The sequence below is a fragment of the Rickettsiella endosymbiont of Miltochrista miniata genome (assembly GCF_964031245.1).
Taxonomy (GTDB): Bacteria; Pseudomonadota; Gammaproteobacteria; order Diplorickettsiales; family Diplorickettsiaceae; genus Aquirickettsiella.
On sequence record NZ_OZ035017.1, the window covers coordinates 804,651 to 826,175 of the forward strand.

Consider the following 21,525-nt stretch of genomic DNA (forward strand, 5'->3'; position numbering starts at 1 on the left):
GCGCGCTCGCAATGACGAGTTAATCGAAGGCGACATAATACTAAATATAGTTTAGGATGAAACCATGCAGAAAGTGTGATGCAACTCATTAATTAGTGATAACTATGGCAAAAAAACCGAAACAGTTCGTTGATCCTTATGCGGCACGTGAAGCCGGTAAATACGATAATCCCATTCCTAGTCGCGAATACATTTTAGATTTTTTAAAAAAATGTGGTCATCTGGTTAAACGCGACGAGCTCAATCAACGTTTGGGTTTAAGCGATCCAGAACGCCAAGAAGCGTTGCGACGACGTTTGCGGGCGATGGAACGCGATGGGCAAATTGTTTTAACGCGTCGCGAAGGTTATGGTTTGCCAGATAAAATGAATTTGGTACGCGGTCGGATTATTGGTCATCGCGATAGATATGGCTTTTTGGTTCCCGATGATGGTAGTGACGATCTGTATTTAAATGAGCGACAAATGCAGCTAGTATTTCATGGCGACAGAGTGTTAGCGCGCGTGATAGGAACCGATAGACGCAATCGACTTGAAGGCGCGATCGTAGAAGTGCTAGAGCGCAATACCCCTACTTTAGTCGGACGTTTTTTAAAAGAGAACGGTGTCGCTTTTGTCGTTCCATCGAATAATCGTATTGCACAAGATATTTTAATCGGTGTGGATGATGAAAGTGCGGCAACATCGGGGCAGATAGTCGTCGTTGAAATAACCCATTTTCCTAGTTTTCGTCAACAGGCGATCGGTCGCATTATCGAGATACTCGGTGATCATATGGCGCCGGGTTTAGAAATAGAAATAGCGATACGTAATTATAATCTCCCGCATGTCTGGCCCGATTCAGTGCAGGAAGAAATTGATGCTTTGCAAGCGGGTGTGTTACCGAGCGATGAGGAAGAGCATCGGGTTGATTTACAAGATTTAGCGTTTGTTACCATTGATGGTGCAGATGCCAAAGATTTTGATGATGCGGTGTATTGTGAACGACAAAAAAAACAATGGCGTTTAGTCGTAGCGATTGCCGATGTTAGTCATTATATCAGTCCGCAAAGTGAATTAGATAAAGAAGCGGAAGCGCGTGGAAACTCAGTGTATTTTCCGAATAGTGTGTTGCCGATGTTACCGGAAGTATTATCCAATGAGTTGTGCTCATTGAAGCCTAAGGTTAATCGACTGTGTATGGTTTGTGATATGTTGATTTCCAGTAAAGGAGAATTGAAACGTTTTCAATTCTATCCGGCAGTGATCCATTCTAGAGCACGTTTGATTTATAATGAAGTTGCAACATGGTTAAACACGAATAAATGTCCACCAGCATATAAAAGTTTATTACCGCATTTACAGAATCTGCATAGCCTTTATCAATTGTTACGCCAAACACGCGAAGCACGAGGTGCGATAGATTTTGAAACAACTGAAACGCAAGTTATTTTTGGGCCGAATCGAAAAATTAAACAGATCATTCCCAGTGTGCGCACCGTGGCGCATCGCATCATTGAAGAATGTATGTTATTGGCCAATGTATCTGCTGCGCAATTTTTATTGAAAGCAAAAATACCGACCTTATTTCGCGACCATGCGGCTCCAGCGGCTGAAAAATTAGCCGATTTGAAGAGTTTTCTAGCGGAATTGGGCTTACGTTTTCCGAATAAAAAGACCGTTACTCCGGAAGATTATTCAAGCTTGTTAAAATTAATTGCTGATCGGCCGGATGCGCATTTAATTCAAACCGTGATGTTGCGATCCCTGAGTCAAGCGATTTATAGTCCGGAAAATATTGGCCATTTTGGTTTGGCATTCGATGCTTATGCACATTTTACTTCGCCTATCCGTCGTTATCCGGATTTGTTAGTGCATCGAGCCATACGCCATGTCTTAGCCAAACGCAAGCTTAAGAATTTTTTCTATGATAAGGTCACGATATCTCGTTTAGGTGAACATTGCTCGACTACCGAGCGACGCGCCGATGAAGCGACACGTGAAGTATTAGATTGGTTAAAATGTGAGTACATGCGGGATCGTGTCGGTGAAAGCTTTGATGGCATTATCACTAATGTCACTGGCTTTGGTTTATTTGTTGAATTGCGAAATATTTATGTCGAAGGTTTAGTCCATGTAACCGCCTTACATAATGATTATTACCAATTTGATGCGAGTCGTCATTGCTTGCAAGGTGAACGTACCGGAATAGTGTATCGTTTGGGCGATAGGATACAGGTGCGAGTGGGGCGTGTTGATCTCGATCAACGTAAAATAGATTTTGAACTGATCGAGCCTGAAGTTCAAAAATCCACAAAAAAAGCTAAAAAATATAAAAAAAGAAAATAATAAACGTGCGTCTTTGCGAGCGCAGTTTTTTTATTCGTCATTGCGAGCGCGTAGCGCGCGGCAATCTAAACATGACTTTATCTAGCGAGTACAAATCGAGTTTCAGATTCGATGGTGTTGTTTAAGCAATGAGAGTTGAAAAAAGTGGTTTGCACTGGTTTTCTATTAAAGATGTGAATCGGCCGTTTAAATTTTTCCTGGTCTTTTTTTATACTGATATGAGCATAACTATGCATAACACTCGATAAACCTAAACCCAATGCAAAACCTAAAGGTGGTAGCAACAACGGTGAAATGGGGGTTAAACTTAATGCGAGCAGACTAATCATAGCAATTAAACCTAATAAGCAACCCAGCAAAGTCGGTATAATCCATAAGTCAGTAGTGAGCCAGTGGCTTTTATGCAGAAAAATCCAATCTCGAAAATCGCAGCACAACTCTTTTTTAAATTCTTTAAATGCTTTTTTATCAACAAAATTAAATTCCATATCCAATGGCAGCAGTTTAATTTGTTCTTGCTGATTTACCATAAATTGAATCTGTGCGGAACTTTGCGGTGAGCTTGGTGATAAATTAGGATTTTTTAAATTCATCCTCATGTTAAAAATGATACTTCCGCTAGGGCTTTGTTTTGCTTTTAGCGTATATTTAAACTCTGAACCTGACGCTGTGCACTCATTAGACCAAAAACTGTCATCAGTTAGGACAGAGTAGGCTAGCAAAGATAATGCAAAAGGCAGCGAGTGGGGTTCTAACAGCGACTTAATGATAAAATTAATAGTCTGTTCATCTTTAATGCGGAATTCCTTCTTCAGTACATTTTGTAAATCAGAAAAAGTAATAGGGGGTTGTTTAGTAAACTTTTTTTCTAAGGACTTGGTCAAGGCGTAAAAATTGCCACGCCCGATTGCCTTCTCGTCTTCCTGCGTAAATTCAAAACAAGTTTGCGATTTTAATTGCTTTACTGTGCTATGGAGATCATTAATACTCTCGATAAAGGTATTTTGCCGCGGCGATACGTTTTTTTCATATTGGATTTGGTTTAAACAGTCAGGGTTAATGCGTATCGAGAGTGTATGTGGCACAGCTATTTAATCCTTCAAATAAAATATTTTTATTGAGTACTTTATCATGAGTCATAACGTTAAAAAAGAATTTATTTTTGGTTTTCACGCGATTACTGCGTTGTTAAAAACACATCCAGAAAGAATATGCCAACTCTATCGACAAGAAGGCCGTGAAGATAAGCGCATGCTAGAGATAGTGCAGTTGGCCGACTATCAGCAAATTCCCATTCAAACTTTATCTAAGATTAAATGTGATGAATGGTCGAGTAATGCAATACATCAAGGTGTGTTAGCTGAGATAAAAATTTCTAAGCAATTAAGCGAGCCTGATTTATTTACTTGGTTGGATCGGCGGCTAGCAAATGAAACCAAACCGCCGTTTTTATTAATTTTAGATGAAGTTCAGGATCCGCATAATTTAGGCGCCTGTTTACGTTCTGCCAATGCAGCCGGTGCGGATGCGGTCATTATTCCACAGGATCGTTCGGTGAGCATGACGCCAAGTGTGCGAAAAATAGCCGCCGGTGCAGCTGAAATGACGCCACTGTTTACTGTCACTAATTTGGCCACTACGCTAGAGAAATTAAAAAAGGCCGGAGTGTGGTGTTATGGATTAGACCAATCCGCCACGCAACTTATTTATGATACCGCATTGACTGGACCATTGGCGCTGGTATTAGGTGCTGAAGGTAAAGGTTTGCGTCGTTTAACCAAAGAGCGCTGCGATGGTTTGATCGCTATTCCGATGGCAGGTAGCGTGAGTAGTTTAAATGTTTCAGTCGCGGCTGGGATCTGTTTATTCGAAGCGGTTAGGCAAAGACAATAAAATCCAACTATGATAGTATCTGCGTGTTGCGAAAAGAGATCCTACCCTTTATTTAAAATTGCAAGGAGACCTTGATATGTGTCGTAAATTCTTCCCAGCCATAGTGATTATTATTGCTGTTCTAATGGCTATTGCTGCAAGTCTTGCGAAGCCCGAGTCGGTGGATACCATAGTGATGGTTTCGCGTTTCTTTGATATTATGCTGCCGATTTTAGCCGTGGGTGCATTGATCAAGTATTTATGCTGCCCTCGCTCGCACAAAGGCTGCCACTGTGGCTGTGATCATTGTAAGATGTGTAATAAAAAATAAATCAAAAAAATAAATTGACTATTTTTTTATCACTTCCAATCGATAAGATGTGGAACTCAAATAATTTACTCGTCATTGCGAGCGCGAAGCGCGCAGCAATCCAAGAAGCATTGTAAACTGGATGACCACACAATACCATTTGCTCGCCATGACGGTTTTTTTATCTTATGAACGCTCTACAGGATGACATTGCTTATATGCAGCAGGCCTTACAGGCGGCAGAGCGGGCAGAGATGTGTGGCGAAGTTCCCGTCGGTGCCGTTTTGGTGCTGAATAAAGCGATCATCGGTACGGCTTATAATCAAACACTCACTCACTGTGATCCTACCGCACATGCTGAAGTTTTGTTGCTACAACAAGCGGCCAAACAGCTGAAAAATCATCGTTTATTAGAGTCAACATTGTATGTTACTTTAGAACCTTGCTTAATGTGTGTCGGTGCAATGATCCAAGCCAGAATTAAACGACTGGTGTTCGGTGCGTATGATTCGCGTTTTGGTGTGATAATGTCACACTGGCAGCCTTTAAAAGGTGTTAATCATACGTTTGATGTTACCGATGGAGTATTAGCTGAAACTTGTGCAGAAAAATTACAGAAATTTTTTAAACACAAACGTCAAATGCTGCGCACGATGATATGAGAGGATGTCTTTAACAAAGTTAATCGCGTAATTTGAGCTCAGCGTTTGACGTATTTCTTTATAGTCTACATCCTATATAGTTTATGCTAATATAGCCGTAGCTACTGATTAAAGTAGGAGGGATGGCTGAGCGGTTGAAAGCAACGGTCTTGAAAACCGTCAAGGGGGCAACTCCTTCCAGGGTTCGAATCCCTGTCCCTCCGCCAAAAAAATGCAATTGACAAGAGGAGTTGGCGTTCCATGATTAACGTCGTTATCGTTGACGATCATGCCTTAGTACGTTTAGGTATGAAGCGCTTGTTAGAGGATGTTCGTGATATTAATGTTATCGGTGAAGCCGAAAGTGGCGAGGCCGCCATTAATTTAGTAAAGGAAACCAAACCCGATGTGGTGTTGATGGATCTAAAAATGCCTGGAATAGGTGGCTTAGATGCAACGCGCCGTTTGATACGTGTCAACCCGAAGCTTAAAATTATTGTTGTCACCGTATTCAGTGAAGGGCCCTTTCCGGATCGACTCGTGCGTGCGGGCGCAGCGGGATATATCACTAAAAATACCAATGCTGAAGAATTAATTACCGCAATTCGTAAAGTGGTTGCCGGTCAAATCTATATCACCTTAGAAATTGCGCAAAAAATGGCCTTGCGTCAAGTTTCTGATGCGTCCAAATCACCGTTTGCGCAACTTTCCGAACGTGAATTACAAGTCATGTATATGGTGACGCATGGGACTAAAGTAAATGGCATTGCAAAAAAACTTTGTTTAAGTCCTAAAACGGTAAACACCTATCGCTATCGATTGTATGAAAAATTAGGCGTGCATAACGATGTCGAGTTAACCCACCTCGCGTTGCGTTATGGGTTACTGGAAGAAGAAGAAGGTTACGCCGATAAATCGCCAGAAAATCCGGAGGAATAACATTCCTCCGGCATTTATTCTAATTGGTTATTGACGAAGTAGCGGAGTCGTTTCTTCTGGACGCGTTTCTGAATTTTCATTCTTAGGAACATGACTGAAAAAATTTCTCCGACTGCTAGCTAAATTATTAGCAATAAAAAGAATGGGGGTTGGAGCGGTAGTTGTTGAGCTCATAGCGATGCTATTTAAAGGAGCTTGCGATGCTGTCAGGCTCGATACTGGAACTGCAGGAAAAAATTGATCAGCCGGCTTGCTCTTAATACCTAATGCTTTTGCTTTAGCTAAATCCGGTTGATATTGACTGACTAACATGATGTTTTCGTGAATTTTCCCTTCAATTAAAAGTTGTTCGACCAAATTCGCTGTTAAACCCTCTGTCTTAAATACACTATTCTCATAAGAAGTCATTAATCTAAAATTTTCACTGATCTGAAATTTACATTTTCCTAATGTTTGTTCTTGCCAATCCCAGGTTTTTTTTGTGGCGCTATCGATATCGTGCTTAATTTTTTCAATATTTAATTCATTCGTATTCGAAATTAAATAAATAGGTTGATTTTTCGTTATTAAATAGTTAAGCCGCTGTGTCGATTGTTCATCCCAGCTAATCAATGAATTCCAAGCATTTTCTAATAATTTTTTAGGATTTTTATCGGTTGGAATAAAATAAAAAATTTCTTGTAGTTTTTTGATAAAAGTATCGGTATCTATTTTTCCCAGCTTATAATCATTAATTGCATGCGTCATCGTTAGATATTTTGAGCTGACCCAAAGTTTGCTATACCATTTGTAATGCAGCCAACTCTGTGCATACTGATAATGTAAATCGGCAAATTCATCGAGAACCTCTGATAAGGGTTTTAATTTATTGATAGTGGATAAATTGACGATATAATCTTGAGATATGGATGGTTTAAGGTTGGGGATCATTAGTTTTTTCCTACGTTATTTAAAAATATTATTTTGATCAAAAAAGTAGTTTAGTGTGTCCGTGGGCTTGTCGACAAACGGGCGCTGCATACAACTAACGCAGGATCGGGGTCGAGTATTTGTAGCGGAATGCAGGTAGCCGTAGCAGCAATGCCTGAAGATCCTAATAAAGCAGTATAAAAGTTTTCTTTGGAAAGAGTTTCTAGTGCTAGTTTTTTCGCTATAGCATAGTCTTTTTCTTGGGGATTTATTAATAATATTTCGTCTTTAGTCTTACCCATCTCATTTAAATGTAGCTTCAAATGCGTGATCAAGCCTGAAGTTGGTTTAAAAGCAGTGAATAACTTAGTCAGTACATTCTGTGGGTGTTCTATTAAGGTTTTATAAGCATACGATAAACAAAAATAAATCGTACCAATTCGCATAGCATCATCACCCAACTCCGAGTTGGAGACTTGACTAACAGCGACCGGCAAAGCTTGTACCTTTTCAGGTAAGTTTTCTAAAAATGATAATTTGTTGTATGGATAGCTTTTAAATAGATCTAAGATTTTTTTAGCATGCAATTCATTAGTCTCGCCAATAAAATAAATAGATTTTCCCTGTTGCGTTAAATGAATTAAAGCATCGAATGCGTTACTCGACTCTCGATCAAATTCCATCAAAGAATTCCAGGCATTTTTAATATCAATGGATTTATCGCTTGGTAAGTTTAGAAAACTCAATAATTCTGCAATAAATGCACGTTGGGTTTTTTTTCCTAGATTAAAATCAGCCACAATTTGAGAAGTGAGGATTTTTTGCAGTAAATTTTCACAAAAATTTTCGTGTGCTTGCATTTCTTCGTCGCAGCTAAACATGTCATCAAAAAACTTTCCGAATAAATTCGCAAATTGTTCCCCAGCCATTTTTTTATTAAAACGTATGAATAAAGATAAAGGTACGATTAAAACATTTTTTTGTTCTAAAGAATATGGCATAAAAATCCTTTTTATTTAAATTTCAATTTTTATCTTACTTTTTTTCTAACGCAGTGACAAGAATTAAAGATATAAGCATAAATTTCATGTTTAACGGCGGCTCGATGAAAAGAGTTTACGATTCTGTGTTTGTGGTCCAATTTTATTCAATAAATTTCTTGTTTTAAAAAATAAAAAAAATTAAAAGTTTTTCAGAAGTAATTAGTCAAAAATTTCACAGTTGCACATTAAATTACCCAAAAATCTTGCGCAAAAAAATGCCATTTAGCATAAGTTTAGCCGATAGACTATGCTTCTTTTGCTTAGTATTAAAATGTGGCGACGCTAAACCGGGCGGGCAGTATTTTTGATCCATACTCGGTGTAGGTCGCATTGTTTAGCATAGGAGGTTTTTTTTAGATGTCTTTATTAAAACCAGTGACATTATTCTTATTAGCCGTTTTTGTGGTGAGTCCCGTTTGGGCACAAGATAGTGATTGTTGTACAGAGTTACGCCACGAAGTGCAAATGATTAAAGATCAACTTAAAAGCCAGCAGAACCAACAAGTTAATGCTTCTAAGGAACTGAATCAACAACAGGTTACCACCAAAACCGGTTTTAAAGGCGTGGGCGTTTTAGTCGATGCCTTGGCTACGCAGTTTCCTAATTTACCGGCATTAAAAACCGTTAAACAAATCTTTGATAACTTAAATAAATAAAATATACCTAGTAGTCTATCTAGATGCTGATTCGCATCTAGATAGGCTTTCATCTCGCGATGGAGATTTTCAAGAGGAGAGAAGTCACCGGATGGCGAGCGAATGTCTAGATTGCCGCGCACCTACGGTGCTCGCAATGACGAACAAGCACTGCGTGCTCGCAATGACGAACAAGCACTGCGCTCGCAATGACGGCGGTTACACTTTTTGCATTTTGCATTGCGCAGCTTGAAGTTCGCGAGGTATATTCATTAGTATGATGGTTTATTGGGTATTTTGTAGGTGATTCTGTGAAGCTTGGTGCGGATGCAACGAATCTAAAACAACAACTGGCTTTTATCAGTCAAAGTGCGGGTGTTTATTTATTTTTAAACGCTGAGCATCAAGTATTGTATGTGGGAAAAGCGCGGCATTTAAAAAAACGTGTCAGTAGCTATTTTCGTGACCAGCAAAGTAGTCGCGTGGCGTTGATGATGCGGCAGGTGACTGCTATCGAAACCACGAGTACAGAAACCGAAAATCAAGCCTTATTGCTAGAAAGTAATCTCATTAAACAACTCAAGCCACGCTATAATATTTTATTACGCGATGATAAAAGTTACCCGTATATTATTCTTAGCAAACATCAGAGTTATCCGCGCTTAGCGTTTTATCGTGGTGCACGTGTAAAAGATTATCGCTATTTTGGACCGTTTCCGAGTATCTTGGCGGTCAGAGAAACTTTAAATTTATTGCAGAAATTATTTAGAATTCGTTCGTGTAAAGATAGTTTTTTTCGCAATCGTACTAGGCCGTGCTTACAATATCAAATCAAACGTTGTACCGCTCCGTGTGTGGGTTTGATTACACCAGAGAGTTATCAGCGTGATGTAACGAATACGGTTTTATTCTTACAAGGTAAAAATCAAACGGTTATCGATGATATCGCTGAACAAATGGAAAAAGCGGCGCAGGAATTAGATTATGAGACGGCTGCACGTTTGCGCGATCAAATTGCTGCGCTGCGTGAAATTCAACAGAAACAAGTGATTACTACCGGCCAGGGGAATCTCGATATTATCGGTTTAGCGCAACAAACCTCGCACTATGTCTTGTATGTGCTTAATGTACGCCATGGTCGATTATTAGGCGGTAAAGCGTATTTCCCTGATGTCCCCGCTGATCATAAAGCGGCGGAAGTGTTATCGGCTTTTATGGAGCAATTTTATTGTCAAACAGAAATTTTTCATAGTATACCTGATGAGATAATTATTCCGTTAAAAATTGCTGAGCAAGATTGGTTAATAGCTACTTTAGCCGAGCGTTCTGGACATAAGGTTAAATTATTAAATAAACCCAGTGGAGAGAAGAAACATTGGTTGGCGTTGGCGCATGAAAATGCCCAACAAGCATTAATAGCGCACCTTGCCGATAAATTGGCTTTTTATAAGCAACTCGAATGTTTGCAAATGGCCTTGCAGCTGGATAATTTGCCGCAACGCTTAGAATGCTTTGATATCAGTCACACGCAAGGCGAAGCGACGGTTGCATCGTGCGTGGTATTTGACCAGCAAGGCCCACGAAAAATGGATTATCGGCGTTTTAATATTGAGGACGTGACTCCCGGCGATGATACTGCGGCGATGCGCCAAGCGCTGTTGCGCCGTTATAAACATTTGAAAAATGAAGAAGAAAATTTACCCGATGTGTTGCTTATCGATGGTGGCAAAGGTCAATTAAAGCAAGCCGAACAAGTCTTAGAAGAGTTACAGATTAATGGTATTTTTATCATCGGAGTGGCAAAAGGTCCGGGACGCAAATCTGGACTGGAAAGCTTATATCTTTCATCACGATCCCAGGCTATCATTTTACCGGCCGATTCATTGGCGTTACATGCTATTTTAACGATACGTGACGAAGCACATCGCTTTGCCATTACCGGTCACCGCGGTCGACGGGCAAAAAAAAGACGAACTTCAACGCTAGAAGATATTCCAGGTATCGGTGCGAAACGGCGGCGCGAATTATTACGTCAGTTTGGCGGTTTACACGCGTTACAAAACGCCAGTGCCGCTGACTTAGCTAGGGTTCCCGGTATTAGTAAACGTTTAGCCGAACAGATTTATTTAGCTTTAAAAGGCTAAACTAACAGGTTACACTACTAGATAAAACCTTGGATCTGCTAGCTACCGGTATACATCCTATGGGTATTCCCAATATATTGACCTTTCTGCGCATTATTTTAATCCCCGTTTTTATTTTATTATTTTATTTACCGTTTCGTGGCAGTCATATATTGGCCGCGATCATTTTTATTTTTGCAGCGATGACCGATTGGTTAGATGGTTATTTAGCGCGAAGTTTGGGTCAAGTTTCTAAATTAGGTACATTTCTTGATCCGGTTGCCGATAAATTAATTGTGGTAACGGCGTTGATATTATTAGTGGGTGATCGAGCCTTACCTTATTTAGCCATTCCGGCTATCGTTATTATTTGTCGAGAAATTATGGTGTCGGCATTGCGTGAATGGATGGCAGAAATAGGTAAACGCAAACGTATGGCGGTGAGCATGCTAGGAAAAATAAAAACCGCGATACAAATGTTAGCGATCATTTTATTATTACTTTACAAACCCGGTGCTTGGATAGGATTTGCTTTGTCAGGTTATGTATTACTTTATCTTGCAGTATTTTTAACGTTGTGGAGTATGTGTTTATATTTAAAAGCGGCTTGGCATGATTTATCTTCTTGACAGCATTTTTCATGCAGTTACAATATCACCCGTTTTGCGGGAATAGCTCAGTTGGTAGAGCGCAACCTTGCCAAGGTTGAGGTCGCGAGTTCGAGCCTCGTTTCCCGCTCCAAAATTTTTTTATTGAGTATATATTACCGAAGAGGCTGAAGTTAAATATACTCACACTCAAAAATTCAAATACGGAGAGTATATTACAGATTAATGGGGGCTGAAGTATTTTTGCTGAGTTCAAGGCGGATGATTGTTGAGGGACGGAATGTACTGCGAGGTACATGAGTACCGGAAACAAGCATCCAACGAAGAAATCGGCAAAAAGACGAAGCCGATAGATATACAGATTGGCTGGGTGGCAGAGTGGTCATGCAGCGGCCTGCAAAGCCGCGTACGTCGGTTCAATTCCGGCCCTAGCCTCCAGATAGAGAGAAATGAGAGAAGAAGAAATAATTATTAGCCCGGGTGGCGAAATTGGTAGACGCAAGGGACTTAAAATCCCTCGGTGGTAACACTGTGCCGGTTCGAGTCCGGCCCCGGGCACCAGATTAAACTCGTTTTATACATTACTTGCACTGTAAAAGAAGTCCAATGACATTTTTAGTCACTGAAAAATGTATTCGTTGTAAATATACCGATTGTGTAGAGGTCTGTCCTGTCGATTGTTTTTACGAAGGACCGAATATGTTGGTTATTCATCCTGACGAATGTATTGATTGTGGTTTGTGTGAGCCAGAATGTCCGGTGAATGCCATTTATGTTGAAGATGATCTGCCGGAAAAATATAAAGAGTTTTTAGCATTGAACAAAGAACTCGCACAAAAATGGCCAAATATCACGCACCGCAAAGATCCGCCAGCCGATGCCGATGAATGGAAAGATAAAGAAGATAAACTTACCTATCTCGAAAAATAATATAACTCACCTATAGCTCACATGGATCGTTCGACTTTCAATTTACCGCCCGCACACAATAATATACTGGAATTAGTGCAGAAAAATAAAACCATTCCCGGGTTTTTAAATAATTTGACAGCTCATGATCCAAGACTGCGCTGCTTAAAAAAAGCAATTCATAAAGGAAATTTCCGAGCGAAGATCTGGAATCATCCCCATTGTAATTTATATCTGATTTATCTCATCAACGAAAAAAGGATCCCTTTTTGGCAGGGGATTACCGCTTATGTGTATTTGATTGCGAAAATGCAATATACCAAAACACAGGTTATGCGTGCAGAAGATCAAGATGTCAAATTCGATTATCAAGTCAAGATTGTTCCTTTAGTCAAAGCCGGAAAAATAACCTTGCTGGGTTATGACTACTTGCTGGGCGTGTCTTATGCGTTAGAAAAATTAAATGTTTCCGTGAATTTCGAAAAATTAGTCAATTATGTATTGGCGTTGCCACGCATCGAGCAGTGGTTAATCAAAACGGAATTTAACCATCATTTGACGCTGCGTGAGAGCAAACAAGATTCTAATCGTTTAGTTTGGGTACTGATAAACAATTTACCTTTTATGAACAAGGTATCCGCTGGCAACTATGAAGACCCGACCACGGAGTATTTAATACCTTCCTCATCGATGATTAATTATTTTTTGCAGACGTTGAATGAACAGCCGCTGCGCATGCGTCCGGTTTTTGGTAATCCGGGCTTAGCTACTTTATATGACTGGCATGCACAAGATTATCATCCCGTATCATTATATGCTCCGCAAATCCTATCCAATCCAAAAAACGCCGATGGTTACCGCTGTGGTCCCTTCGCCATGTGGCTACATGATATCGGGCATACCTTTTGGGGAAGTATGCTAACTAAAGCGCAACGTGAATATATTTTCACGACGTATATCCCTGCATTGCGTTGCTTAAAGGATATGGCTAAAGAGTTTTATGATGACTGGAGCTTAGAAACTCTCAAAGAAACTGAAATAAGAGCCTATGATTTTGATTTGACCGCTATCATGGATTATGCCGATGGTGAAACGCGTTTTTCTACCTATCTTGCACATACGCTAGGTAAAAACCCGATTTATCCAAGCTGTGTCTATACGGGAGTGCAGGAATCCGAGGCGATAGGTCGAGCAGACGGTGATACGTTTTATTTTTTACTTCATTATGGTTTATATACGGATAAGACGCCCGACGTTTATAAAGAGATTTATAAAAACTTAATTAATTTTATTACTATTGGGCCAAGTTATAGAAATCAACCTATCGTTAATGCACTAAAAAGGTTGGCCAAAAATGCGGTCATTAATCCAGAGGCTTTATTTGCTTATGATCCACCGCTCTTTAAGATGGATAGAGAGGCTTGGCGAATGTTATTCAATTCAAGCTTAAGCAGTGAAGAACTCTGGATGAAAATGACTGGGGATGTGGATCGGGCGGAAGAGTTGTTAGATTTAATTGAACAAGGGCTGAATTTCTTTCATCCCTATTTACCGATGACTGCTACAAAAAGATTGGCACTACTGGACAGCTTAGAAAAGCAGCGGCCTATGTGCGCAAAAATTAGCAAAAATCCATGCAATAATGCTAATATCAAGACCAAATTTCAACCACAGTTTTTTAGTATCCATGAAAATGATTCTAGCGCAGTGCCTGCAACGGAGACTCGTCACTATCAATATAATTAAAAATTTATGCCCCTTAAGCTATTAGCGATTGATACGTGTACCGAAGCCTGTTCGGCGGCTCTGTTGCATAACCAGCAAATTCTGGAGCGTTATCAATGTGCACCACGCGCGCATACACAACTGATATTACCGATGATGCAGTCCCTGTTGGATGAAGCAGGACTCAAACTACGCAATTTAGATGCATTAGCTTTTACGCGCGGACCAGGGAGTTTTACTGGAATACGCATTGCCGCGAGTATTATTCAAGCCAGTGCCTTTGCTGCTGATTTGCCGGTGGTGTTGGTGTCTAGTTTGCAGTGTTTGGCGCAAGGTGCTTACCGGGAGTTGCAAGCACAACAGGTATTCGCAGCTATTGATGCGCGTTTGCAAGAAGTCTTTTCTGCCACCTATCGACTACAAACAGGGAGTGCTATCATGCAAGCCTGCAGCGCTGAACAATTATGCTTACCACAACAGTGTGAAGCGACCGGTTTAACTGATTTTGTTGGTGTGGGTAGTGGTTGGGATCAGTATCATGCACTATTCGCCGATCAATTCAAGAACCAATTGCAGCAATGGCTGCCACAACGCTATCCTAGAGCCTATGACGTCGCTGTGATTGCCGCTGATGCCTATCAGCGCGATGAAATGGTTACTGCTAGCGAAGCTTTACCGACTTATTTAAGAGAAACAGTCGCTCTACGACGAGGTTGCGATGGATAAATATTTACTCAGTATTCTAGTTTGCCCCTTATGCAAAGCAAGTTTGGTGTATGAAAAATCGGCTCAAGAACTCATCTGTCGCTTTGATCGTCTGGCTTATCCTATTCGAGATGAGATCCCCGTGATGTTAGAATCCGAAGCAAGAAGGATTTCTTTAGAAGAGTATGATAGGTTAAGTTAGAAAGGCTGCTTACTTAAATGCCACACAAGTAATCTGTCTATCTTTCTATTAGTACGCGTCTTTCTTATTCAATTTTAGCATTTTTCGTCATTGCGAGCGCGTAAAATATTAATCGTCATTAAATATTCATCGTCATTGCGAGCACCGTAGGTGCGTGGCAATCCATGGATGGTCACGGCCTCACTGACGTTTCGGCCTCGCCATGACGGACTCATTAATTTTTTAGAGATTCCCTTAAGCGAAACCTAAGCTAAGCTGTCTATAATTTAATACACCGTGTGTATCAAAACAAACTTTCAAACTCACAGCGGGTATTAAGGATTTCGTTAATAAGAAAAATAATTTTGTCATGCCACTCAACGAATTAATCGAATCATATAATCAATTATTACTCGAAAGAGATTTTTCTTCTTATATAAAACATTTATATATATTTGGGGTTCTTCTGGAAAAGGATTTTGTCCAAGCGGTTGAGAAGAATCCAGAAGGAACATTTGCTGAAGAAACGGATAAAAAGGAAAGATTCTATAAATATATCGCCCATCACATCACAGAATCTTTATCTAATTTTCCTCCTGGGCGGGTGACAAAAGAAAGTTTATGCACAAGACTTTGGCATCTACAAAGTTTTTTAACGGCATGGGAAGATCCAGAGTTACATAAACAAGAAGATAAAAAACTATGTCAAGCGATTGAGCATAGAAGCAATATAGACGAATATTTTCTAGAACTTATATATGCTGGACTTATTGCAGAAGTCGCTAGAACATATCAAGAGGTAAATAATTTTCTGGCAGAAAAAAAATTATCGGAGTTTGATTTAAAAAAAGGACTAAGAGAGCATCTTGCTGATTGCATTCGTTCCCTAAAAAGCCAAACGCCTGATAATATCGGGCAAATCTATGATGAAGCTGCCAAAGCTATTGCATCTTTTACACCTTCAGCTGACAAGTTTTTACATGGATTAGGACTTTTTCTCGGTGTTACTGCAGCATTGGCAGTCGCAGCCGCTACCGGCGGATTTCTTTTTTTATTACTGAGTGGGGTTGGTGCATCTTTAGCGTTTGCAGCATCGATGAGTGTTTTGATGTTTCTGGCTAACTTTGGTGCTAATTTTAGGCTTTTTTCTATCCACAGTACTAAGTTTTTGTGCGCTATGGCTAAAAGTGGTGGAATCACTGAATTTATCGATAAAGAGGGCAAACGCGCTCAATTACCAATTTCCAGCAAGTGCATACTTTTATTTGGTGCTTTTGTTTCATTTGCCGTTGGCCTAAGTACGGCTTCTTTAACTATCATGTTTGGTGTCGAGTTAGTGGCTAAACTTTTCCCGATGTTGGCGGTGGGAGCCTTTTCATTTCCAGGCATCGTAATCGGTATTTTAGTATTTGGAATAACAATAGCATTAAGCTTCGTCATATTTAAGGCATGGGTGCATTTCTTGCAAAGCCCGTTTTTCCTATGGTTGGAAAACGGGTTAAAGCGTATTTTTAATGAAATAAAAGCCTTGCCTCTTACTCAAATTCCGAACTACATCTTCAAAGGGATACAAGCGCTATTTAAACGTATTTTTGCCTTATCTTTTATTCAGATTCTGAGTTATATCTTTAAGGCAGCATTTATAAGTTTTGCTCTATTCGGCCTATTTTTCTTATGTTTTGCTGGGATACCTAGTTTAGTTCCGGCATTAGGCTTAACAGCTTCTTGGATAACAGGTCTCGCTGCGTTTATCGGTGATCTTCCCTTTACGGTAATCACTATGTGTGCCTTTTGGGACAGTTTGAGCGCTTTCAGTGTAAGCATGGTCAATTTTTTTTCTCGGACTGAACAGATGCCACTCGAGACTGAAGATCAGCGGTCTTCTTTACCCAATAATAATCTTTTTATGCGGATAGTTAATGCGCTCATGTTACTTGTAAATGCGATAGGTCGATCGATTCAAGTTTTCAATGGATCAATCATCTCCGCCATTGCTGCGATAGCCTGCTGTTTTTCTGCTATTGCGGGCACGTTAATTAAACAGGATAAGCATGAAGAACATATTAGAGATAAAGCGAGCAAAGCCAGTAAGGAATTACTAATCCAGTATGGATATAAAACGGATGGAAATGTAAGCGTAGAAACGGTGCCTATTGTGAGCAACAGTCTCAAATATAGTTCTTCTTCTTCTTCTTCTTCTTCTTGCAGATTTTTTCCTGCTGCAAATAGTCCTTCATCTTCAGCTTCTGAAAGTAAGCTCGGCCATATGACACCACTTAGAAACTCACTGTAGACTCCTCTTCTAGTCAAGCTTATTATAAAGGACAATAGGTTGAGTTATTCTTTGCAGGAAAATAAGAATGAAAAAAGCGCTGCATCAAGTTCATGATAAATTTTTTAAAAACTCACTGAAAGAAAAAAAGATCGCCATTGATTTTTTAAAAGCTTATTTATCTCCAAAAATCTACGAAAAAATTGATATCAATTCCTTACAACTCACCGAAAAAAGTTTTGTTATTCCTGAGTTGAAAGAGATACACAGCGATATTATTTATAAATGTCTAATTAATGAAAAATCTGCTTACAAATGATTTATATGATTGCTTTGATGATCCCGAATTAGCCAGGGAATTGGCATTTAAGCCCTTTAAGTTGATCGATTTGACGATATTGTCGGATGAAGAGATTTCCCAACATGGTTTGGCGGCTTTATTGGAAATGTTGTTCAAGCATCATCGGTCTAAGCAATTTTTATCGATTATGCGAACATTAATTCAAACAAATTTGGTTCAGAATGTTATTAAACAGTTGGATATAGCCTATTTAACGGATATGCTAAACTACATCCTTAATACCAGTCAGGATGAGACACGGTCACAAGCAGCTCAACATTTGATACACGAGTTAATACAGGTTTTTCCCCAAGAAAGAGAGGTTATTATGACATTTGCAGAACAACTAAGGCAAGAAGGTCGGCAAGAAGCCATACAAGAAGGCTCGGTATTCGCACAACAATTAAAGCAAGAGGGTCGACAAGAGGAAGGGATAATGATTGCTAAAAAAATGCTAGCTAAAGGCTTAGACATCACTTTTATTAAGGAACTTACTAATATTTCTGAGCAAGCATTGGCTGATTTAGAAAAAGCATAGGCGAAGAGTGAATAAATTAAATAGCAGATGAAGGTTAACGCATCATGACAGATGATTTGCAACAGATTATTGAGCGAGCGGCGCAGTCGATTGCCGAAGCAAAACGTTCATTTGATTTAGAACAATTACGTAGCACGCTATTAGGTAAAAAAAGTGCCTTAAACGACTATCTTAAAAAATTAGCTCAGGTGCCCGCTGCGGAAAAACCACAATTAGGACAGGCAGTTAATCAAGCTAAACAACAAATTGAAGCCTTGCTGAAAGCGCAAAGTGAATTGTTAATTAATCAGGAAATCAACGCGCAATTGGCGCGTGAAAAAGTAGATATCACTCTAGCCGGTCGTGGTCAGTCTAATGGTAGTTTGCATCCGGTGACGCGTACGCGACAGCGTATTGAGCGTTTTTTTACCGGCGCGGGTTTTACTGTGGAGCAGGGTCCTGAAATCGAGGATGATTATTATAATTTTGAGGCCTTGAATATTCCCAGCAATCATCCGGCGCGTGCTTTACATGATACATTTTATTTTGCGAATGGTTTACTGTTGCGTACGCATACTTCGCCGGCGCAAATACGTGCGATGGAAAACGCTAAACCTCCCATAAAAATGATTGCACCGGGTCGTGTGTATCGTTGCGATTCGGATGTCACGCACACACCGATGTTTCATCAAGTTGAAGGATTGTTAATCGATGAATTGGCTAATTTTTCTGAACTCAAAGGTTTATTAACGCAATTTTTGCAGCAGTTTTTTGAAAAAAACGATCTGGCCATTCGTTTTCGTGCGGGTTATTTTCCCTTCACTGAACCTTCTGCTGAAGTGGACATCCAATGTGTGATGTGCGAAGGCGCAGGCTGTCGTGTCTGCAGTCAAACCGGATGGCTAGAAATATTAGGTTGTGGCATGGTGCATCCGAACGTATTAGAAAAAGTGGGTTTAGCACCAGATAAGTATCAAGGCTATGCGTTTGGTATGGGCATCGATCGCTTAGCGTTATTACGTTATCGAATTCCCGATTTGCGTTTGATGTTTGAAAATGATTGTCGTTTTTTAGAGCAATTTTAATATGAAATTGAGTGAACAATGGTTACGTGAGTGGGTTAATCCCAACTTGAGCGTTGAGCAATTGGCTGAGCAACTAACCTTAGCTGGCTTAGAAGTGGCTGCGGTGCATCCCGTTGCGGGATCGTTTGATAAAGTCATCGTCGGGGTAGTGTTAAGTGCAGCACCGCACCCCGATGCATCGCGTTTACAAGTGTGCGAAGTGAATACCGGCGCAGATCAAACATTACAGATCGTATGTGGTGCTAAAAATTGTCGAGTGGGTTTAAAAGTAGCCGTCGCACAAGTCGGCGCGCATTTACCGCAGGATGTATTGATTAAAGAGGCCAAGCTACGCGGTGTGGTTTCACAGGGTATGTTATGTTCCAGCAGTGAGTTGGGTTTTGCTGAAGCGGCGCAGGATACCGGCATCCTGGAACTACCCTTTGATGCACCGCTAGGTAAAGATATCCGTGACTATTTACAATTAAACGATCATGTTTTGGATATACATCTAACACCTAACCGTGGCGATTGCTTGAGTGTCAAAGGTTTAGCAAGAGATATTGCCGCCATAACGCAACAGACGATGACTCAGCCATTGCTGGCGAAACAGCCGGTAGTGATAGAAGATAAAATTAAAATTAACGTCGCCTCTTCTGCCGATTGTCCGCATTATGCGGGGCAAATTATTCGTAACATTAATACGCAAGCCAAAACACCGTTATGGATGCAAGAACGTTTGCGTCGTAGCGGTGTACGCAGTATTCATCCGGTCGTGGATGTGACGAATTATGTGATGTTAGAATTGGGCCAACCGTTGCATGCTTTCGATCTTAAGCAGTTAAAAGAGGTAGTGAACGTCCGTCTCGCGCATCCCAAAGAGCAAGTCACCTTACTAGACGATAAAAACATAGTGTTGGATGCAAACACTTTAGTCATCGCGGATGAAAGCCAAGTCCTAGCGATTGCGGGTGTGATGGGAGCGGCGAACTCGGCCGTGACTGCGCAAACTCAGGATGTATTTTTGGAAAGTGCTCATTTTAATCCAACTCGTCTAGCTGGACGTGCTCGGCACTATGGATTGAATACGGATTCGGCGTATCGTTTTGAACGCGGCGTGGATCCAGCTATTACAGTGTCGGCTTTAGAGCGAGCAACACAATTAATGACTGAAATAGTGGGTGGTCAAGCAGGGCCGGTTACACAGGTGCAATCGGCGGCTCAACCTATCCCCAGCATAAAATTTCGTCCGGCGCAGGTACAAAAATTGTTAGGTTTTTCTTTAAGCGAAGAAAAAATAGACAGCATTTTTGCACGTTTAGGGATGCATGTGCAGCATAAGGATGCACAAGCTTGGCAGGTAACACCACCCACTTGGCGTTTTGATCTTTCATTAGAAGTGGATCTCATCGAAGAATTAGCGCGGATTCATGGCTATCAACATATTCCAGTGACATTACCGAATAGTTCTTTAACATTTTTACCACAACCAGAAACTCAACTTTCATTAACTCGACTGCAAGATTTACTCATCGACCGAGGCTATCGCGAGGCTATCAATTATAGTTTTACCGCGCCTAAACTACAGGAAACGATACTTCCCGATTCAGAGCCTTTAAGTTTGCTGAATCCGATATCGAGTGAATTGTCGGTGATGCGCACCAGTTTATGGCCGGGGTTGTTAAATAGCTTGCGCTACAATCAGCAACGACAGCAATTGAATTGTCGTTTATTTGAAACCGGTATGTGTTTTCATCGCCATAGCGGAAAATTGGAACAGCAAGAATATTTAGCTGTCGTCGCCAGTGGAGATTGTTTACCTGAGCAATGGGGTGTTGCTGGTACGCCATTAGATTTTTTTACCATTAAATCTGATCTGGAAGCGTTATTGAGTTTAACGGATAAAACCGATATTCAGTTTATGCCAGGCACACACCCGGCTTTACATCCTGGCCAATCGAGTAATGTGCAACAGGCGGGCAAGATCATTGGTTATTTTGGTGCTTTACATCCGAAAATTATCACCGAGTTAGATTTAATGGGTCCTATTTATTGTTTTGAACTAAAAACTTCCGCCATTAGCCAGAGATGCTTACCGCAATTTAAATCTTATTCTAAATTTCCTATGGTACGACGGGATATTTCTTTTTGGGTAGATCAAAAATATCCTGCACAAACTATTTTACAGGCAGTGAATCAAGAAAGCGGTGAGTGTCTGCATCGATCCTTTTTGTTTGACGTGTATTTTGCCGAGCAAGAACCACAAAAACGTAGCTTAGCGTTGGCCTTATGTTGGCAACATTCGACACGTACCTTGGTTGATGCTGAAGTAGATGAATTAATGCAAAAAGTAATACATTATCTTAAACAGAGTTTTGCTATTCAATTACGGGAATAGAGTATT

The 21,525-nt window shown here is 40.4% G+C and carries 20 protein-coding genes and 4 tRNA genes; 21 read left to right on the forward strand and 3 right to left on the reverse strand.

The genetic code is table 11. The features are described 5' to 3' along the window. The first annotated feature begins 104 nt into the window (after positions 1 to 104). A complete protein-coding gene (gene rnr / locus AAHH40_RS03655) occupies positions 105 to 2,327 on the forward strand; it encodes a ribonuclease R (protein ID WP_342220762.1) in 2,223 nt (740 codons plus the stop codon). 77 nt (positions 2,328 to 2,404) lie between these two features. Here rnr and AAHH40_RS03660 read toward each other — a convergent pair whose 3' ends face one another. Continuing rightward, positions 2,405 to 3,412 (reverse strand): hypothetical protein, encoded by a 1,008-nt coding sequence (locus tag AAHH40_RS03660; RefSeq protein WP_342220763.1) that lies wholly within the window; start codon positions 3,410 to 3,412, stop codon positions 2,405 to 2,407. A gap of 46 nt (positions 3,413 to 3,458) precedes the next feature. Here AAHH40_RS03660 and rlmB point away from each other — a divergent pair, with 46 nt between their 5' ends. The 5 genes from rlmB (at position 3,459) to uvrY (ending at position 6,089) form a co-directional block, all read left to right on the forward strand. After that, a complete protein-coding gene (rlmB, locus tag AAHH40_RS03665; RefSeq protein ID WP_342220764.1) occupies positions 3,459 to 4,220 on the forward strand; it encodes a 23S rRNA (guanosine(2251)-2'-O)-methyltransferase RlmB in 762 nt (253 codons plus the stop codon). Between the two features lie 76 nt (positions 4,221 to 4,296). Next, entirely contained in the window at positions 4,297 to 4,530 is a 234-nt protein-coding gene (locus AAHH40_RS03670; protein WP_342220765.1) for a hypothetical protein, read from the forward strand. Positions 4,531 to 4,697: 167 nt separating this feature from the next. Further along, on the forward strand, positions 4,698 to 5,171 hold the full coding sequence (gene tadA / locus AAHH40_RS03675; RefSeq protein WP_342220766.1) for a tRNA adenosine(34) deaminase TadA: 474 nt from the start codon (positions 4,698 to 4,700) through the stop codon (positions 5,169 to 5,171). A 116-nt stretch (positions 5,172 to 5,287) separates the two neighbouring features. Further along, positions 5,288 to 5,377 (forward strand) — tRNA-Ser (locus tag AAHH40_RS03680). Between the two features lie 34 nt (positions 5,378 to 5,411). Continuing rightward, positions 5,412 to 6,089 carry a UvrY/SirA/GacA family response regulator transcription factor gene (gene uvrY, locus AAHH40_RS03685; RefSeq protein WP_342220767.1) on the forward strand — a complete coding sequence of 226 codons (678 nt, stop codon included), beginning with the start codon at positions 5,412 to 5,414 and terminating at the stop codon, positions 6,087 to 6,089. 27 nt (positions 6,090 to 6,116) lie between these two features. On the opposite strand, the gene AAHH40_RS03690 is transcribed toward uvrY, so the two are convergent. Beyond that, positions 6,117 to 7,019, reverse strand: coding sequence for a hypothetical protein (locus tag AAHH40_RS03690; protein WP_342220768.1), 903 nt, complete (start codon positions 7,017 to 7,019; stop codon positions 6,117 to 6,119). 50 nt (positions 7,020 to 7,069) lie between these two features. Next, complete coding sequence (locus tag AAHH40_RS03695) at positions 7,070 to 7,999, reverse strand: hypothetical protein (protein WP_342220769.1); 930 nt, start codon at positions 7,997 to 7,999, stop codon at positions 7,070 to 7,072. Between the two features lie 399 nt (positions 8,000 to 8,398). Here AAHH40_RS03695 and AAHH40_RS03700 point away from each other — a divergent pair, with 399 nt between their 5' ends. The 15 genes from AAHH40_RS03700 (at position 8,399) to pheT (ending at position 21,519) form a co-directional block, all read left to right on the forward strand. Then, entirely contained in the window at positions 8,399 to 8,698 is a 300-nt protein-coding gene (locus AAHH40_RS03700) for a hypothetical protein (protein ID WP_342220770.1), read from the forward strand. 290 nt (positions 8,699 to 8,988) lie between these two features. Next, complete coding sequence (gene uvrC / locus AAHH40_RS03705) at positions 8,989 to 10,821, forward strand: excinuclease ABC subunit UvrC (protein WP_342220771.1); 1,833 nt, start codon at positions 8,989 to 8,991, stop codon at positions 10,819 to 10,821. A 59-nt stretch (positions 10,822 to 10,880) separates the two neighbouring features. Further along, positions 10,881 to 11,429 (forward strand): CDP-diacylglycerol--glycerol-3-phosphate 3-phosphatidyltransferase, encoded by a 549-nt coding sequence (gene pgsA, locus AAHH40_RS03710; protein WP_342220795.1) that lies wholly within the window; start codon positions 10,881 to 10,883, stop codon positions 11,427 to 11,429. Positions 11,430 to 11,465: 36 nt separating this feature from the next. Continuing rightward, a tRNA-Gly gene (locus AAHH40_RS03715) sits at positions 11,466 to 11,541 on the forward strand. 231 nt (positions 11,542 to 11,772) lie between these two features. After that, a tRNA-Cys gene (locus tag AAHH40_RS03720) sits at positions 11,773 to 11,846 on the forward strand. A gap of 36 nt (positions 11,847 to 11,882) precedes the next feature. Next, a tRNA-Leu gene (locus tag AAHH40_RS03725) sits at positions 11,883 to 11,969 on the forward strand. Positions 11,970 to 12,014: 45 nt separating this feature from the next. Then, positions 12,015 to 12,338 carry a ferredoxin FdxA gene (gene fdxA / locus AAHH40_RS03730; RefSeq protein ID WP_342220772.1) on the forward strand — a complete coding sequence of 108 codons (324 nt, stop codon included), beginning with the start codon at positions 12,015 to 12,017 and terminating at the stop codon, positions 12,336 to 12,338. Positions 12,339 to 12,359: 21 nt separating this feature from the next. Continuing rightward, the gene (locus tag AAHH40_RS03735) at positions 12,360 to 14,063 is read left to right on the forward strand and encodes a hypothetical protein (RefSeq protein ID WP_342220773.1); all 1,704 of its coding nucleotides are present in this window, start codon (positions 12,360 to 12,362) and stop codon (positions 14,061 to 14,063) included. A gap of 6 nt (positions 14,064 to 14,069) precedes the next feature. Beyond that, entirely contained in the window at positions 14,070 to 14,768 is a 699-nt protein-coding gene (gene tsaB / locus AAHH40_RS03740; RefSeq protein ID WP_342220774.1) for a tRNA (adenosine(37)-N6)-threonylcarbamoyltransferase complex dimerization subunit type 1 TsaB, read from the forward strand. Further along, positions 14,761 to 14,949: a Trm112 family protein gene (locus AAHH40_RS03745; RefSeq protein WP_342220775.1), complete on the forward strand. Its 189-nt coding sequence runs from the start codon at positions 14,761 to 14,763 to the stop codon at positions 14,947 to 14,949. Before tsaB ends, AAHH40_RS03745 begins: the two co-directional genes overlap by 8 nt. A 349-nt stretch (positions 14,950 to 15,298) precedes the next feature. Next, positions 15,299 to 17,221 (forward strand): hypothetical protein, encoded by a 1,923-nt coding sequence (locus AAHH40_RS03750; protein WP_342220776.1) that lies wholly within the window; start codon positions 15,299 to 15,301, stop codon positions 17,219 to 17,221. 67 nt (positions 17,222 to 17,288) lie between these two features. Next, positions 17,289 to 17,519 (forward strand): Rpn family recombination-promoting nuclease/putative transposase, encoded by a 231-nt coding sequence (locus AAHH40_RS03755; RefSeq protein WP_342220777.1) that lies wholly within the window; start codon positions 17,289 to 17,291, stop codon positions 17,517 to 17,519. Continuing rightward, positions 17,497 to 18,078 carry an Rpn family recombination-promoting nuclease/putative transposase gene (locus tag AAHH40_RS03760; protein WP_342220778.1) on the forward strand — a complete coding sequence of 194 codons (582 nt, stop codon included), beginning with the start codon at positions 17,497 to 17,499 and terminating at the stop codon, positions 18,076 to 18,078. The genes AAHH40_RS03755 and AAHH40_RS03760 overlap by 23 nt, the downstream gene beginning before the upstream one ends. A 44-nt stretch (positions 18,079 to 18,122) precedes the next feature. Further along, positions 18,123 to 19,142, forward strand: coding sequence for a phenylalanine--tRNA ligase subunit alpha (gene pheS / locus AAHH40_RS03765; protein WP_342220779.1), 1,020 nt, complete (start codon positions 18,123 to 18,125; stop codon positions 19,140 to 19,142). 1 nt (position 19,143) lies between these two features. Continuing rightward, positions 19,144 to 21,519 (forward strand): phenylalanine--tRNA ligase subunit beta, encoded by a 2,376-nt coding sequence (pheT, locus tag AAHH40_RS03770; RefSeq protein WP_342220780.1) that lies wholly within the window; start codon positions 19,144 to 19,146, stop codon positions 21,517 to 21,519. The last annotated feature ends 6 nt before the right edge of the window (positions 21,520 to 21,525 follow it).

Excerpts from the sequence above, each read along its gene's own strand:
- rnr (WP_342220762.1), top strand. The coding sequence starts at position 105 with ATGGCAAAAAAACCGAAACAGTTCGTTGATCCTTATGCGGCACGTGAA.
- rlmB (WP_342220764.1), top strand. The coding sequence starts at position 3,459 with ATGAGTCATAACGTTAAAAAAGAATTTATTTTTGGTTTTCACGCGATT.
- AAHH40_RS03670 (WP_342220765.1), top strand. The coding sequence starts at position 4,297 with ATGTGTCGTAAATTCTTCCCAGCCATAGTGATTATTATTGCTGTTCTA.
- tadA (WP_342220766.1), top strand. The coding sequence starts at position 4,698 with ATGAACGCTCTACAGGATGACATTGCTTATATGCAGCAGGCCTTACAG.
- uvrY (WP_342220767.1), top strand. The coding sequence starts at position 5,412 with ATGATTAACGTCGTTATCGTTGACGATCATGCCTTAGTACGTTTAGGT.
- AAHH40_RS03690 (WP_342220768.1), bottom strand. The coding sequence starts at position 7,019 with ATGATCCCCAACCTTAAACCATCCATATCTCAAGATTATATCGTCAAT.
- AAHH40_RS03695 (WP_342220769.1), bottom strand. The coding sequence starts at position 7,999 with ATGCCATATTCTTTAGAACAAAAAAATGTTTTAATCGTACCTTTATCT.
- AAHH40_RS03700 (WP_342220770.1), top strand. The coding sequence starts at position 8,399 with ATGTCTTTATTAAAACCAGTGACATTATTCTTATTAGCCGTTTTTGTG.
- pgsA (WP_342220795.1), top strand. The coding sequence starts at position 10,881 with ATGGGTATTCCCAATATATTGACCTTTCTGCGCATTATTTTAATCCCC.
- fdxA (WP_342220772.1), top strand. The coding sequence starts at position 12,015 with ATGACATTTTTAGTCACTGAAAAATGTATTCGTTGTAAATATACCGAT.
- AAHH40_RS03735 (WP_342220773.1), top strand. The coding sequence starts at position 12,360 with ATGGATCGTTCGACTTTCAATTTACCGCCCGCACACAATAATATACTG.
- tsaB (WP_342220774.1), top strand. The coding sequence starts at position 14,070 with ATGCCCCTTAAGCTATTAGCGATTGATACGTGTACCGAAGCCTGTTCG.
- AAHH40_RS03745 (WP_342220775.1), top strand. The coding sequence starts at position 14,761 with ATGGATAAATATTTACTCAGTATTCTAGTTTGCCCCTTATGCAAAGCA.
- AAHH40_RS03750 (WP_342220776.1), top strand. The coding sequence starts at position 15,299 with ATGCCACTCAACGAATTAATCGAATCATATAATCAATTATTACTCGAA.
- AAHH40_RS03755 (WP_342220777.1), top strand. The coding sequence starts at position 17,289 with ATGAAAAAAGCGCTGCATCAAGTTCATGATAAATTTTTTAAAAACTCA.
- AAHH40_RS03760 (WP_342220778.1), top strand. The coding sequence starts at position 17,497 with ATGAAAAATCTGCTTACAAATGATTTATATGATTGCTTTGATGATCCC.
- pheS (WP_342220779.1), top strand. The coding sequence starts at position 18,123 with ATGACAGATGATTTGCAACAGATTATTGAGCGAGCGGCGCAGTCGATT.
- pheT (WP_342220780.1), top strand. The coding sequence starts at position 19,144 with ATGAAATTGAGTGAACAATGGTTACGTGAGTGGGTTAATCCCAACTTG.